This window comes from Xanthomonas sp. LMG 12461 (genome assembly GCF_009192935.1).
GTDB classification, from domain to species: Bacteria; Pseudomonadota; Gammaproteobacteria; order Xanthomonadales; family Xanthomonadaceae; genus Xanthomonas_A; species Xanthomonas_A sontii.
This window is the reverse complement of record NZ_NQYT01000013.1, coordinates 1-14985: the sequence shown is the minus strand read 5'-3', so window position 1 is coordinate 14985 and position 14985 is coordinate 1. Positions and strand designations below refer to the sequence as shown.

8 protein-coding genes are annotated in these 14985 nt (G+C 68.5%); 4 read left to right on the top strand and 4 right to left on the bottom strand.

The genetic code is table 11. The features are described from left to right. Window positions 1-47 precede the first annotated feature (47 nt). The 3 genes from CEK68_RS03580 to CEK68_RS03570 all read right to left on the bottom strand — a co-directional run bounded on the left by CEK68_RS03580 (window position 48) and on the right by CEK68_RS03570 (window position 7043). Window positions 48-818 (bottom strand): NAD kinase, encoded by a 771-nt coding sequence (locus tag CEK68_RS03580; RefSeq protein WP_026143327.1) that lies wholly within the window; start codon window positions 816-818, stop codon window positions 48-50. Window positions 819-1020: 202 nt separating this feature from the next. Beyond that, window positions 1021-1647 carry a hypothetical protein gene (locus tag CEK68_RS03575; protein WP_148828601.1) on the bottom strand — a complete coding sequence of 209 codons (627 nt, stop codon included), beginning with the start codon at window positions 1645-1647 and terminating at the stop codon, window positions 1021-1023. Window positions 1648-1925: 278 nt separating this feature from the next. Then, entirely contained in the window at window positions 1926-7043 is a 5118-nt protein-coding gene (locus tag CEK68_RS03570; protein WP_193314093.1) for an NAD-glutamate dehydrogenase domain-containing protein, read from the bottom strand. A gap of 241 nt (window positions 7044-7284) precedes the next feature. On the opposite strand from CEK68_RS03570, the gene CEK68_RS03560 reads away from it, so the two are divergent. From CEK68_RS03560 to CEK68_RS03550, 3 genes are read left to right on the top strand one after another with little or no spacing between them, the layout of a single operon-like run. Further along, the gene (locus CEK68_RS03560) at window positions 7285-7938 is read left to right on the top strand and encodes a TetR/AcrR family transcriptional regulator (protein ID WP_017907605.1); all 654 of its coding nucleotides are present in this window, start codon (window positions 7285-7287) and stop codon (window positions 7936-7938) included. Then, window positions 7935-9218: an efflux RND transporter periplasmic adaptor subunit gene (locus CEK68_RS03555; protein ID WP_152238562.1), complete on the top strand. Its 1284-nt coding sequence runs from the start codon at window positions 7935-7937 to the stop codon at window positions 9216-9218. Before CEK68_RS03560 ends, CEK68_RS03555 begins: the two co-directional genes overlap by 4 nt. Window positions 9219-9230: 12 nt before the next feature. Continuing rightward, window positions 9231-12404, top strand: coding sequence for a multidrug efflux RND transporter permease subunit (locus tag CEK68_RS03550; protein WP_017914984.1), 3174 nt, complete (start codon window positions 9231-9233; stop codon window positions 12402-12404). A gap of 351 nt (window positions 12405-12755) precedes the next feature. Here the strand turns inward: CEK68_RS03550 and CEK68_RS03545 are convergent, their stop codons facing one another. After that, window positions 12756-13904 (bottom strand): acyl-CoA dehydrogenase family protein, encoded by a 1149-nt coding sequence (locus CEK68_RS03545; protein WP_017907602.1) that lies wholly within the window; start codon window positions 13902-13904, stop codon window positions 12756-12758. A gap of 126 nt (window positions 13905-14030) precedes the next feature. Here CEK68_RS03545 and CEK68_RS03540 point away from each other — a divergent pair. After that, window positions 14031-14985: metalloregulator ArsR/SmtB family transcription factor (locus CEK68_RS03540; protein ID WP_193314092.1), on the top strand; the 955-nt coding region annotated here is incomplete at its 3' end.

Genomic DNA, 14985 nt, shown 5'->3' with positions numbered 1-14985 from the left:
GAAACCGCTCTTGCGATTCCCCATTCCCGATTCCCCACTCCCCGCCCCTACACCATAAATTGCTCGCTCAAGATCCGCTCCTCCAGATTGTGCTCCGGATCGAACAGCAAGGTGACCAGGCGGTCGCGGGATTCGCGGATGGTGACTTCGACCACGTCGCGGGTCTCGTGCGAGTCGGCGGTGACGCTGACCGGGCGCTTGTAAGGATCCAGCACGCGGAAGCGCACCTCGATGTCGGCCTTGAGGATCGCGCCGCGCCAGCGCCGCGGCCGGTACGGCGCGATCGGGGTCAGTGCCAGGGTGTGCGAGCCCAGCGGCAGGATCGGTCCGTGCGCGGAGGAGTTGTAGGCGGTGCTGCCGGCCGGGGTCGACACCAGCACGCCGTCGCAGATCAGTTCATCGACCCGGGTCTGGCCGTTGAGATCGATGCTCACGTGCGCGGCCTGACGGGTCTGCCGCAGCAGCGAGACCTCGTTGTAGGCCAGCGAGCCGGTGGTGGCGCCGGATTCGGTCTGCGCCAGCATTTCCAGCGGGCGCAGCTTGGCCGGCTCGGCCAGGGCCAGGCGCGCGACCAGGTCGTCGTCGCGGAACTGGTTCATCAGGAAGCCGACCGTGCCCAGCTTCATGCCGAACACCGGCTTGCCCAGGCTGCCGTGGCGATGCAGGGTCTGCAGCATGAAGCCGTCGCCGCCGAGCGCGCACAGCACATCGGCGTCGGCCGGCTCGCAATCGCCGTAGCGCCCGACCAGTTGGGTACGCGCGTGCTGCGCCTCCGGCGCGACGCTGGCGAGGAAACAAATGCGGGGCGAGGACGGCAGGACGGAAGCATTCATGGCCCCGATCATACCCGGGGCGCCATGACCGGCGCGCGGCGGCGAACCGGCGGCACGCGCTTGCAGCCGAAGCAGCGGCCAATCCGCGGCAGTTGCATGCCGCGTCCGCACCGCGCCTGTGATGGGACCTGCGGCGACAGCCATTGCAGGCCGGTACCCGGTACCGGGCCGCGTCGCTCCGCCCGCCTTATCTGCCGGACACGAAGTCGCGGCACGCAGTCTCCGTCGCCTGCTCCTGCATCGCCTGGCGCACCGATGCCGGCACCAGCGGGCCCAGATGCTCCCGCACCTGCTGCGCCAGTTCCACGGACCGGATCTCGCCCATCCCCTCCTGCGTGCGCGCATCGGCCAGGCACAGCCAATACCAGGCGCGCGCCAGATCCCGGCACGCTTCCGGGCCGCAGGCCTGGATCCAGGCCAGTTCGGGTTCCCAGCCGGCACCCGAGCACCAGCCGGGACGGCTCCATTCGGCCAGCAGCGCGGCATGGTCCGGGATGGTGCCCACGCCGAGGAAGCGGCGGCGGCCGTACGCGCGCATGGCCACGCTGCAGCCACGGATGTCCAGCCAGGTGCGCGCATAGACCGCACGCTTCAGTGCCGCCAGTGCCGCGGCCTGCTCGCCGTTGGCGTCCAGCTGCAGGAACAGCGCATAGGCGGCATCGCCCACCGATTTCCTGGCAAGTGCACGCAAGCGTCGCAAGTCGCCCTGCCGTGCCTGCTGCAGCGCACGCTGCAGCCGCAGCTCCAGCGGAGGCTGCAGTGCCAGGAAGACGATCAACAACAGGAGCACTGCGGGGATGGCCAGGTACAGCATGTACGCCTCGAAATGCGGCGCTGCAGCCGTGTGCTCGCCCGATGGCGCGGATCGTATCAGCGCGGGCTGTCAGAATCCCGCGGCCTTGCATGACGCGGTCGGTCGCCGCAGCGGTGCGCCGCCGGCCTGGCTCCAACGAAGAACGTGAGGCGAGCGCGGATCCCCGCCAGGGACGCGTGACAGCAATCGCCTGCCACGCGCCATGCGTCGCCATCGGGCGACGCGGTACCGCAGTGGGCCAGACCCGCACGCGCGGGCCTGGCCATCGGCGCGATCGGTCAGACGCCGTGCGCCGCCAGCTGGCCGAGTCGCTGCACCGCCACCGACACCGTCGGGTAGTCCAGCGTCTTCTGCGCAGCCAGTTCCTGCAGCATGCTCAGGGTGAAGCGCAGGCTGCTGTCGTCGCGCTGCAGCCAGTGCTGCACCTTGGCTTCGGCGGTGCCGCCCGGCAGGCTCAGCGCCTGGCCGGCCAGCACGCCGTGGTGCTTGGCCAGTTCGTCGCGCAGCACGCCACGGGCCACCGCATGCCAGCGGCCGTTGACCTCCAGCGCGTCGATCTGCTCGAACAGCCACGGCAACTGCAGCGCCTCGCCGAGGCGGAAGTGCACCTTCGACACCTCCACCGGCTTGAGCTTGCGGGTGCGCGCCATCTCGATGATGTCGAACGCCGGCTCCAGGAAGCGCAGTTCCGACAGCTGCTGGGCGAGCGCCGGCGGCAGGCCCTTGTCCTGCCACTCCTGCACCAGGGCCTCGTAGCGCGGACGCTGCGAATCGGGCAGCACGCCGGAGGCGACGCGGATATCGTTGAACGGCTCGTAGTAGCGCTCCACCGCGGCGGTGATGCCCGGCATCGGGCCCGGACGGAACAGCAGCCAGCGCACGAAGGCGCGCTGCAGCGTCCAGATCACCTCCAGCGCGTCGATCTGCACCGACTCGGGCACCTTGCCGTCCAGCGCGTCGATCTGCGTCCACAGCGCGCGCGCATCCAGCGTCTCGCGGCTGATGGTGTAGGCCTTGGCGACCTCGGCGATGCTGCGGCCGGTGTCTTCCTGCATGCGCATCAGGAAGGTGGCGCCCATCCGGTTGATGGTGGTGTTGGTCACCGCGGTGGCGATGATCTCGCGCTTGAGGCGGTGCCGCTCCATCGCGTCGGCGTACTTCTTCTGCAGCGGCTGCGGGAAGTAGCGCTGCAGCTCCTTGGACAGGTACGGGTCCTCGGGGATGTCCGACTCCAGCAGCTGCTGGAACGCCACCAGCTTGGAATAGGACAGCAGCACCGCCAGTTCCGGCCGGGTCAGCCCCTGGCCACGCGCCTTGCGCGCGGAGATCTCCGCGTCCGAGGGCAGGTATTCGATCTGCCGGTCGAGCAGGCCCTGCGCCTCCAGGGTGCGGATGAAGTGCTGCTTGGAGCCCAGGCGGGTGACGCTCATCCGCTCCATCAGGCTCAGCGCCTGGTTCTGGCGGATGTTGTCCCACAGCACCAGCTCGGCCACTTCGTCGGTCATCGACGCCAGCAGCTTGTTGCGCGCGTCCAGGGTCAGCTTCTTGGCCTGCACCACGTCGTTGAGCAGGATCTTGATGTTGACCTCGTGGTCGGAGGTGTCCACGCCGGCCGAGTTGTCGATGAAGTCGGTGTTGAGCAGCACCCCGACCTGCGCGGCCTCGATGCGGCCGAGCTGGGTCAGGCCGAGGTTGCCGCCCTCGCCCACGACCTTGCAGCGCAGCTCGCCGCCGTTGACGCGCAGGCCGTTGTTGGCGCGGTCGCCGACATCGCCGTGGGTCTCGCTGGCGGCCTTGACGTAGGTGCCGATGCCGCCGTTCCAGAACAGGTCCACCGGCGCCTTGAGGATGGCGTTCATCAGCTCGTTCGGCGAGAGCTGCTTGACGCCCGGCTCCAGGCCCAGCGCCTCGCGCACCGGCGCGCTGATCTCGATCGACTTGAGCGTGCGCGGGTAGATGCCGCCGCCGGCGCTGATCAGCTTGGCGTCGTAGTCGGCCCAACTGGAGCGCGGCAGCTTGAACAGGCGCTCGCGCTCGGCGAAGGACGCCGCCGCGTCCGGGTTCGGGTCGAGGAAGATGTGGCGGTGGTCGAACGCGGCCAGCAGGCGGATGTGGCGCGACAGCAGCATGCCGTTGCCGAACACGTCGCCGGACATGTCGCCGATGCCCACGCAGGTGAAGTCCTCGCTCTGGCAGTCGCGGCCCAGCGCGCGGAAGTGGCGCTTGACCGACTCCCAGGCGCCGCGCGCGGTGATGCCCATGCCCTTGTGGTCGTAGCCGACCGAGCCGCCGGAGGCGAACGCGTCGCCCAGCCAGAAGCCGTGGTCCAGCGCCAGGCCGTTGGCGATGTCGGAGAAGGTGGCCGTGCCTTTGTCGGCAGCGACCACCAGGTACGGGTCGTCCTGGTCGTGGCGCACCACCTGCGGCGGCGGCACGATCTTGCCGCCGACGATGTTGTCGGTGATGTCCAGCAGGCCCTGGATGAACAGCTTGTAGCAGGCGATGCCTTCGGCCAGCACCGCGTCGCGGTCGCCGCCGACCGGCGGGCGCTTGCAGAAGAAGCCGCCCTTGGCGCCGACCGGCACGATCACCGTGTTCTTGACCATCTGCGCCTTGACCAGGCCCAGCACCTCGGTGCGGAAGTCCTCGCGCCGGTCGGACCAGCGCAGGCCGCCACGCGCCACCGCGCCGAAGCGCAGGTGCACGCCTTCCACGCGCGGGCCGTACACGAAGATCTCGCGGTACGGACGCGGCTTGGGCAGGTCCGGCACCTTGGCCGAATCCAGCTTGAAGCTGATGCAGTGACCCAGCCCGCCATCGGCGGTGCGCTGGTAGTGGCTGGTGCGCAGCGTCGCCTCGATCACGCCCTTGAAGCTGCGCAGGATGCGGTCCTCGTCGAGGCTCGCCACTTGGTCGAACAGCTTCAGCAACGCGGCCGAGACCGCCTCCAGCTGCGCGTCGCGGCTGCCGCTGCGCGCATCGATCACCGGCTGCAGCGCCTTCAGCGCCGCGGCATCGTCCTTGGCCAGCAGGTGCAGTTGCGCCGTCAGCGCGGCCTGTCCCTCGGCGATCTGCGCCTTGCTCTCGTTGCCGGTGGCCGGATCGAAGCGCGCCTCGAACAGCTCCACCAGCAGCCGGGCCAGCAGCGGATAGCGGTTGCAGGTCTCTTCCACGTAGGCCTGCGAGAACGGCACGCCGGTCTGCAGCAGGTACTTGCAGTAGCCGCGCAGCACCGCGACCTGGCGCCAGCTCAGGCTGGCACCGACGATCAGGCGGTTGAAGCCGTCGTTCTCGGCGTCGCCGCGCCAGATCCGCACGAACGCCTCGCACAGCGGCGCGTCGGCCGCGGCCACATCGATGCTGCCGGCCAGCGGCTCGACCTCGAAGTCCTGGATGGACAGCGCGGTGCCGTCGACCACCAGCCGGTACGGACGCTCGGAGATCACCCGCAGGCCCAGGTTCTCCATCATCGGCAGCACGTCCGACAGCGGCAGGTCGTCGTGCTGGCGGTACAGCTTCAGGCGCAGGCTGTCGGCGCCGTCGCGACGCAGCGCCTGCAGGCTCAGGTGCAGGTCTTCCGGACCGCGCAGCGCGGCCAGGCGCTCGACGTCGCGCGCGGCGATCTGCGCGGTCGACTCCTCGATGTAGCCGGCCGGCAGCGCGCGGCCGTAGCCGGCGGCCAGGCGTAGGCCATCGCGCTCGCCGCAGCTGGCCACCAGCGCCTCGCGCAGGTCGTCGTGCCAGTTGCGCAGCAGGTGCGCCAGGCGCGATTCCAGTTCGGTGGTGTCGAACTCCAGCGCCTCGCCGGGCTTGGGCCGCACGATCATGTGCAGCTGCGCCAGCGGCGATTCGCCCAGCACCACGTTGGAATCGATGTACTCGCCGTGCAGCGCGTCCTTCAGCAAGGCCTCGATGCGCAGGCGCACGTCGGTGTTGAAACGCTCGCGCGGGATGTACACCAGCGCGGAAATGAAGCGACCGTACTTGTCGCGGCGCAGGAACAGGCGGCTGCGCACCCGCTCCTGCAGGCCGAGAATGCCCATCGCGGTGCGGTACAGCTCTTCCTCGTTGGACTGGAACAGCTCCTCGCGCGGCAGCGTCTCCAGGATATGGCGCAGCGCCTTGCCGCTGTGGCTGCTCGGGGTCAGTTCGGACTTGCGCATCACGTAGTCGAAGCGCTCGCGCACCAGCGGGATCTCCCACGGGCGGCGGTTGTAGGCGCTGGAGGTGAACAGGCCAAGGAAGCGCTGTTCGGCGACGATGCGGCCCTTGGCGTCGAACTCCAGCACGCCGATGTAGTCCATGTAGCCGCTGCGGTGCACCCGCGAGCGCGCATTGGTCTTGGTCAGGATCAGCGCTTCCTTGGTACCGGACTCGCTGAGACCGTGTGCGGCCAGCGTGCGCACCGGCCGCGCCGGCGACTTGTCCTGCCCGCGCAGCAGGCCCAGGCCGCTGTCTTCCAGCGGCGCCAGCACGTCTTCGCCACCCTGCTTCTCCACCCGGTACTCGCGGTAGCCGAAGAAGGTGAAATGGTCGGCCGCGGCCCAGCGCAGGAATTCCTGCGCCTCGCGCCGGCCCTTGTCGTCCACCGGCAGGCGCCGGGTGGTCAGGTCGTCGGCCAGCGCCAGCATCTTCTCGCGCATGCCGCCCCAGTCGCGCACGATGTTGCGCACCTCGCCGAGGATGCGCCGGATCGCCGCTTCCACCTGCGCCATGTCTTCCGGCGGCTGGCGGTCGATCTCCAGCGCCATCAACGATTCCGCCTTGCCCTCGCCCACGTTCTCCAGCGTGCCGCCCTTGTCGCGCTGCATGCGCAGCACCGGGTGGCCGAGCACGTGCACGCCGATGCCCAGCTCGGCCAGCGCCATGCTCACCGAATCAACCAGGAACGGCATATCGTCGTTGACGATCTGCAGCACCGTGTGCGACGACTCCCAGCCGTCGTCCTTCAGGTTCGGGTTGAACACCCGCACATTGACCGTACCCGGCTTGCGCTTGCGTGCGAACTCCAGCATCGACGCGGCCAGCGCCGCCCACTCCTGCGCGCTGTGGTGGGGGAACTCGTCCTCCTCCATGCGCTTGTAGAACTCTTCGGCGAAGGTCTGCGCCTCCTCCTGGCGCGCGGCCGGGTAGCGCTTGCGCAGCGCCGCGAACACCGAGGCCAGGCTGAAGGCGCTGGCGGCCGGCACCGCGTCGATCACCTTGGCGGTCGCCGGCACGGTCGCGGCCAGCCTGGGCGGCGTCGCGGCCTTGCGCGGGGCGGCGGCCTTGGCCGCAGGCTTGGCGGCCGCCTTGGTCTTGGCAGGCGCCTTGGCCGGCTTGGTGGCGGACGGGGTCGCGGAGGTGCGGGTGGCGGCCGAAGATTTGGAACGGGAAGCGGCGTGTTTGGGTTTCATGACGGAGAGCAGCAACGATGCTCGATGGGAAAGCCGGAATTGTACCGGTGCTCCGTTCAACTACCTTGCTGCATCGCAAACCAACGGAGCGGCCGCGGCGACGCGCCAGATCGCGCAAAGCGACCGCAACACCATCATCACGCGGCGGTCACCATGCTTTGTCAGCCACGCTGTTGGCAGCAAGAACACCCCTGTGTCAAGGCTGTTCTAATTCTAAACTGGACGGTATAGTCCACAATCGATGAGCACTCCCCTCGCCTCCGCCGCACAGCGCCAGGCGCGCGACCAGCGCGTGTACGCTGCCGTGCGCGAATTGCTGGCCGAGGAAGGCATGGGCCTGAGCATGGATGCAGTGGCGGCGCGCGCCGGTTGCTCCAAGCAGACCCTGTACAGCCGCTACCGCAGCAAGCAGGGCCTGCTGCGGCGGGCGATGCAGGATCACCTGGACCTGGCCACCGCGCACCTGGAGCCGGTGCAGGACGACCTGCGCGGCAGCCTGCTGCGTTTCGCCTGCGAGTACCTGGAACAGCTGTCGGAACCGCGTGTGCTGCAGAGTTGCCAGCTGATCGCCGCCGAGTCGCGGCACTTCCCCGAAGAAGCGCGCGCCATGTTCCGCGACAGCGCCGGCGCGCTGATGCAGCGCCTGAGCGAGCGCCTGCGCGGCGCCATGGCGCGCGGCCAGCTCCGGCATGACGATCCGCACTTCATGGCCGAGCTGCTGTTGAGCATGATCGTCGGCATGGATTTCGAGCGTCAGCGCTTCCACAGCGCGCATCGCGGCGACGCCGCCGCGCAGCGCGCCTGGGCCGAGTTCGCCGTGGACGGCTTCTTGCGCGCGTTCGCCGCCGCCCCTTTCCTTCCTTCTACAAAACCAGACCGGAGTACCACCCGATGACCTCCCCGTTGCGTTCTCTCGCCCTGGCCTGCGCCGTCGTGGTGGTGTTGGCGTCCTGCAAGAAACAGGAGCAGCAGCAGGCCATGCCGCCGCCGGAAGTGGGCGTGCTGCAGGCGCAGCCGCAGACCGTGCCGCTTGAGCGCGAACTGGTCGGCCGCCTGTCCGCGTTCCGCAGCGCCGACGTGCGCGCCCGCGTGCCCGGCGTGCTGGAAAAGCGCCTGTACACCGAAGGCACCGACGTCAAGGAAGGCCAGCCGCTGTTCCAGATCGACCCGGCGCCGCTGCGTGCGACCCTGGCCTCGGCGCAGGGCCAGCTGGCCGCGGCCGAAGCCACCTACGCCAACGCCAAGGCCGCCGCCGCCCGCGCGCGCAGCCTGGCGCCGCAGGCCTACGTGTCCAAGTCCGACCTGGACAACGCCGAGGCCACCGAACGCAGCTCCGCCGCGTCGGTGCAGCAGGCCCGTGCGGCGGTGGAAACCGCGCGCATCAACCTCGGCTACGCCACCGTCACTGCGCCGATCGCCGGCCGCGCCGGCAAGCAGCAGGTCACCGAGGGCGCGCTGGTCGGTCAGGGCGACAGCACGCTGCTGACCACGATCGACCAGCTGGACCCGCTATACGTCAACTTCTCGATGAGTTCCGACGAACTGGCGCAACTGCGCCAGGCGCAGACCGAAGGCAACGTCGCCCTCAACGCCGAGGACAAGTCCACCGTGCAGATCAAGCTCGGCGACGGCAGCACCTATGCGCATGCCGGCACCCTGGACTTCTCCGGCGCGGCGGTCGACCCGAGCACCGGCTCGGTGACGCTGCGCGCGCTGCTGCCCAATCCGGACCGGGTGCTGCTGCCCGGCGCCTTCGTCAGCTTCTCGGCCAACCTGGGCCAGCGCAAGGACGTGTACCTGATCCCGCAGGCGGCCGTGCTGCGCGACGCCAAGGGCGCCTATGCGCTGGTCGTCGGCAAGGACAGCAAGGTGGTGCGCAAGGATCTGACCACGGTCGGCCAGCAGGGCGACAAATGGATCGTCAGCGGCGGCCTGCAGAACGGCGACCAGGTCGTGGTCAGCGGCCTGCCCAAGGTCAAGGAAGGCGCACCGGCCGTGGCCAAGCCGTGGGATCCGAATGCCGCCGCCCAGGGCCAGGGCCCGGGTGCCGGCACAGCGCCCGGCCAGGGTGGCCAAGGCGCCGCGGCGCCGGCCAAGGGCGCCGCCCCGGCGCAGGGCGCAGCGCACGGCGATGCGCCGAACGCCGCCCCGCCTTCCGACCAGCCGAAGCAGTAACGGACTCCCCCCATGCCTAAGTTCTTCATCGAACACCCGGTCTTCGCCTGGGTGGTGGCGATCCTGATCTCGCTCAGCGGCGTGATCGCCATCCTCAATCTCGGCGTCGAGTCGTATCCCTCGATCGCCCCACCCCAGGTCACCGTCAACGCCACCTATCCCGGCGCCAGCGCCAGCACCACCGAACGCTCGGTTACCCAGGTCATCGAGCAGCAGCTGACCGGCATCGACCACCTGCTGTACTTCAGCTCGTCGTCGTCCTCCAGCGGCAGCGCCACCATCACCCTGACCTTCGAGACCGGCACCGACCCGGACATCGCCCAGGTGCAGGTGCAGAACAAGGTGTCGCTGGCGACCCCGCGCCTGCCCTCGGAAGTGACCGCGCAGGGCGTGGTGGTGGCCAAGGCCAACGCCGGCTTCCTCAGCGTGATCGCGCTGCGTTCGGACAACCCGTCGATCGACCGCGACGCGCTCAACGACATCGTCGGGTCGCGGGTGCTGGAACAGATCTCGCGCGTGCCCGGCGTCGGCAGCACCCAGCAGTTCGGTGCCGAGTACGCCATGGACATCTGGTTGAACCCGGAGAAGCTGCAGGGTTACCACATGTCCGCCACCGACGTGTACAACGCGATCCGCGCGCAGAACGTGCAGTTCGCCGCCGGCTCGCTCGGTTCGGATCCTGCGCCGCAGGGCCAGTCGTTCACCGCCACGGTCAGCGCCGAGGGCCGCTTCACCTCGCCCGAGCAGTTCGAGAACATCATCCTGCGCGCCGACGGCAACGGCACCGTGGTGCGGCTGAAGGACGTGGCCCGGGTCGCGTTCGGCCCGACCAACTTCGGCTTCGATACCCAGTACAACGGCAAGCCGACCGGCGCCTTCGCCATCCAGTTGCTGCCGGGCGCCAATGCACTGAGCGTGTCCGAGGCGGTCAAGGCCAAGATGGACGAGCTGCAGCCCAGCTTCCCGCAGGGCGTCACCTGGTTCACGCCGTACGAGAGCACCACCTTCGTCAAGATCTCGATCGAGGAAGTGGTCAAGACCCTGGCCGAGGCGATCGTGCTGGTGTTCCTGGTGATGCTGGTGTTCCTGCAGAACTTCCGCGCCACCATCATCCCCACCCTGGTCATCCCGGTGGCGCTGCTGGGCACCTTCCTGGGCATGTGGGCGATCGGCTTCACCATCAACCAGCTGACCCTGTTCGCGATGGTGCTGGCGATCGGCATCGTGGTCGACGACGCAATCGTGGTGATCGAGAACGTCGAACGCATCATGTCCGAGGAGCACCTGGCGCCGAAGGCAGCCACGCACAAGGCGATGACCCAGATCACCGGCGCGGTGGTGGCCATCACCGTGGTGCTGGCGGCGGTGTTCATTCCGTCGGCGATGCAGCCCGGCGCGGCCGGCGCGATCTACAAGCAGTTCGCGATCACCATCGCCATGTCGATGGCCTTCTCCGCCTTCCTGGCGCTGAGCTTCACCCCGGCGCTGTGTGCGGCGTTCCTCAAGCCCACCCACAACGACAACCCGAACTGGGTCTACCGCACCTTCAACAAGTACTACGACAAGCTGGCGCACCGCTACGTCGGCGCGGTCGGCAACACCATCCGCCGCGCGCCGCGCTGGATGGCGGTGTTCGCCCTGCTGGTGGTGCTGTGCGGCTTCCTGTTCACGCGCATGCCGGGCAGCTTCCTGCCGGAAGAGGACCAGGGCTTCGCGCTGGCGATCGTGCAGCTGCCGCCGGGTGCGACCAAGACCCGCACCAACGAGGTGTTCGCGCAGATGCGCGGCGTGCTGCAGCAGCAGAAGGCGGTCGAAGGCATGCTGCAGGTGGCCGGCTTCAGCTTCCTGGGCCGCGGCGAGAACGTGGGCATGGGCTTCATCCGGCTCAAGCCCTGGGACGAGCGCGACATCGCCGCCGGCGACCTGATCCAGCAGTTGAACGGGATGTTCTACGGCATCAAGGACGCGCAGATCTTCGTGGTCAACCTGCCCACGGTGAACGGCCTGGGCCAGTTCGGCGGCTTCGACATGTGGCTGCAGGACCGTAGCGGCCAGGGCGAGGAAGCCCTGCTGCAGGCACGCAACATCGTGCTCGGCAAGGCCGCGCAGCGCCAGGACACCCTGGCCGGCGTGCGTCCGAACGGCCTGGAGAACTCGCCGCAGCTGCAGTTGAAGGTGGACCGCGTGCAGGCGCAGTCGATGGGCCTGTCGGTCAACGACATCTACCAGTCGATCCAGCTGATGCTGGCGCCGGTGTACGTCAACGACTTCTTCTACGAAGGCCGCATCAAGCGCGTCAACATGCAGGCCGACGCGCCGTTCCGCACCGGTCCGGAGTCGCTGCGCAACTTCTACGTGCCCAGCAGCACCGCCTCCGATAGCAGCGGCCTGCCGCAGATGATCCCGCTGAGCACGGTGGTGAGCTCGGACTGGATCTACAGCTCGCCGTCGCTGAGCCGCTACAACGGCTATTCGGCGATCAACATCGTCGGCAACCCGGCGCCGGGCGGCAGTTCCGGCCAGGCGATGAGCGCGATGGAGGACATCGTCAACAACGACCTGCCGCCGGGCTTCGGCTTCGACTGGAGCGGCATGTCGTACCAGGAAATCATCGCCGGCAACACCGCCACGCTGCTGCTGGTGCTGTCGATCGTGGTGGTGTTCCTGTGCCTGGCGGCGCTGTACGAAAGCTGGTCGATCCCGGTGTCGGTGCTGCTGGTGGTGCCGATCGGCGTGCTCGGCGCGGTGGCGTTCTCGCTGCTGCGTGGCCTGCCGAACGACATCTACTTCAAGATCGGCCTGATCACGGTCATCGGCCTGGCCGCCAAGAACGCGATCCTGATCGTCGAGTTCGCGGTGGAGCAGCGGGCGATGGGCAAGACCCTGCGCGAGGCCGCGGCCGAGGCGGCGCACCTGCGTTTCCGTCCGATCCTGATGACCTCGTTCGCCTTCATCCTCGGCGTGCTGCCGATGGCGATCTCCACCGGCGCCGGCGCCAACGCCCGCCACGCCATCGGTACCGGCGTGATCGGCGGCATGTTGTTCGCCACCGTGCTGGGCGTGCTGTTCATCCCGCTGTTCTTCGTGATGGTGCGGCGCATGCTCGGCGACAAGCTGGACGAGCCGTCGAAGGAGTTCATGCAGATGCAGGAAGCCGGCCTGGCGCGGCATCAGCCGGATCGCTGAGGCGCCGGGATGAGCAGCCATTCGGCTGCTGAAAAGCCAGGGATTCGGGAGTGGGGATTCGTGAATCCTCCTCTCGGACTTGATCCTTCCGCCTTGTAGAGGCAAACAAAGAGCGGCCGCAAGGCCGCTTTTTGTTGTCCGGGAATCCGGTCGGGAAGCGCGACCCAACGCCCCATGCAGGCGGAGCGCTCCTTGAAGGCTGAGCGCTCCTTGTGGGAGGGACTTCAGTCCCGACGCATTGCAGCCAGACGCCGCTTATGCCTTTCCACACAAGGAAAAAAAGCGGCCCTGCGGCCGCTTTTTCCCTAGATCCTCAAGCGATTCGGGAACCGGCAATCCCCACTCCCGGCCTCACCGCAACCCGGTCTCGTTACGCGCGATCACCAGGCGCTGGATCTCGCTGGTGCCCTCGTAGATCTCGGTGATCTTCGCATCGCGGAAGTAACGCTCCAGCGGCATCTCCTTGGAATAGCCCATGCCGCCGTGGATCTGCACCGCCTGGTGGGTGATCCACATCGCCGCCTCGGAGGCGGTCAGCTTGGCCACCGAGGCCTCGGTGGTGAAGCGCTGGCCCTGCCCCTTCAGCCAGGCCGCGCGCAAGGTCAGCAGCAGCGCCGCGTCCAGCTTGCACTTCATGTCGGCGATCTTGGCCTGGGTCATCTGGAACGCGCCGATCGGCGAACCGAACGCCTTGCGCTCCTTCACGTACTCCAGGGTCGCCTCGTAGGCGGCGCGGGCCAGGCCGATCGCCTGCGAGGCAATGCCGATGCGGCCGGCGTCGAGCACGCTCATCGCGATCTTGAAGCCCTCGCCCGGCGTGCCCAGCACCTCGTCGGCGCTGGCCACGTAGTCCTGGAACTCGATCTCGCAGGTGGCCGAGGCGCGGATGCCGAGCTTGGGCTCGGTCTTGCCGCGGTGGAAGCCGGGCTTGTCGGTGTCGACCACGAAGGCGGTGATGCCGCGCGCGCCCTTGTCCGGCTCGCTCATCGCGAACAGCACGATGTACTTGGCGACCGGGCCGGAGGTGATCCAGCTCTTCTTGCCGTTGATGACGAAGCTGCCGTCGTCCTGGCGCACCGCGCGGCACCGCATCGCGGTGGCGTCGGAGCCGGACTGCGGCTCGGTCAGCGCGAAGGCGCCGATCTCGCGGCCCTCGGCGATGGCACGCACGTACTTCTGCTTCTGTTCCTCGTTGCCGTTCTTGAGGATGCCGGCGCAGAACAGCGAGTTGTTGACCGACATGATGGTCGAATGCGCCGCATCGCCGGCGGCGATCTCGACCATCGCCAGCACATAGGCGATCGGGTCCATGCCGGCGCCGCCGTACTCTTCCGGCACCTCGATGCCCATCAGCCCGTTCTCGCCCAGCAGGCGGATGTTCTCCAGCGGGAATTCGCCGGCACGGTCATGGTGCTCGGCGCTGGGGGCGATGCGCTCCTGGGCGATGCGCCGCGCCACGTCCTGGATCATCAATTGCTCTTCGGTAAAGCTGAAATCCACGTCGAACCCCTCCCGGGCATATTGGTCCGGCCATTGTAGCCGTGCCGACCATACGCCGGCGTGTGCAACTTGACCGGGACCGCCGCGCGGACCAAAATATCTCTATATCGCGATAGGAAGATATTTATGGATCTGGAGGACTGGTCGTCCCGGCTGAAGGTCTTCGCCGACGCCACCCGCGTGCGCCTGCTGGCACTGCTGGAACAGGAGGAGCTGACCGTGGCCGAGTTGTCGGCCATCACCCGCCTGGCGCAGCCGCGGGTCTCGACCCACCTGGCCAAGCTCAAGGAGGCCGGGCTGGTGCGCGACCGCCGCGCCGGCGTGTCGGCCTATTATCGCTTCGACGAGACCCTGCTGGACCCGGCCCAGCGCGCGCTGTGGCTGGCGCTGAGCACCGGCAGCGACGACCCGCTGCTGCGCCAGGACGCCGAGCGCGTGGCCGCGGTGCTGGCCAACCGCGCCGCCGACCAGAACTGGGCCGACTCGGTGGCCGGCGACATGGAGCGCCACTATTCGCCCGGCCGCACCTGGGAAGCGCTGGCGCGCACCGCCCTGCCGCTGCTGGAGACCGGCGACGTGCTCGACATCGCCTCCGGCGACGGCGTACTGGCCGAACTGGTGGCGCCGCACGCACGCCGCTACGTCTGCATCGACACCAGCGCACGGGTGGTGGCCGCGGCCAGCGAACGCCTGCGCCGGCTCGGCAACGTGGAAGTGCGCGAAGGCGACATGCATGCCCTGCCCTTCGCCGATGCCAGCTTCGACCTGGTGGTGATGATGCATGCCCTGACCTATGCGACCAAGCCGGCGCAGGCGGTCTGCGAATCGGCGCGGGTGCTGCGCCCGGGCGGCCGCCTGCTGCTGTGCAGCCTGGCACGCCACGAGCACAAGGCCGCGGTGCAGGCCTACGGCCACGTCAACCTCGGCTTTTCGGCCAAGGAACTGCGCAAGTTCGTCGGCAAGGCCGGGCTCGAAGTCTCCAGCCTGGAAACCGTGACCCGCGAGAAGCGCCCGCCGCACTTCGAAGTGATTTCGTTGATTGCGGGGAAGCCGGGAATCGGGAGTGGGGAATCGGGAATCG

Bases quoted from the DNA above. Each gene is read 5' to 3' on its own strand.
- CEK68_RS03555 (WP_152238562.1), top strand. From the start codon at position 7,935: ATGACCTCCCCGTTGCGTTCTCTCGCCCTGGCCTGCGCCGTCGTGGTG.
- CEK68_RS03550 (WP_017914984.1), top strand. From the start codon at position 9,231: ATGCCTAAGTTCTTCATCGAACACCCGGTCTTCGCCTGGGTGGTGGCG.
- CEK68_RS03570 (WP_193314093.1), bottom strand. From the start codon at position 7,043: ATGAAACCCAAACACGCCGCTTCCCGTTCCAAATCTTCGGCCGCCACC.
- CEK68_RS03560 (WP_017907605.1), top strand. From the start codon at position 7,285: ATGAGCACTCCCCTCGCCTCCGCCGCACAGCGCCAGGCGCGCGACCAG.
- CEK68_RS03575 (WP_148828601.1), bottom strand. From the start codon at position 1,647: ATGCTGTACCTGGCCATCCCCGCAGTGCTCCTGTTGTTGATCGTCTTC.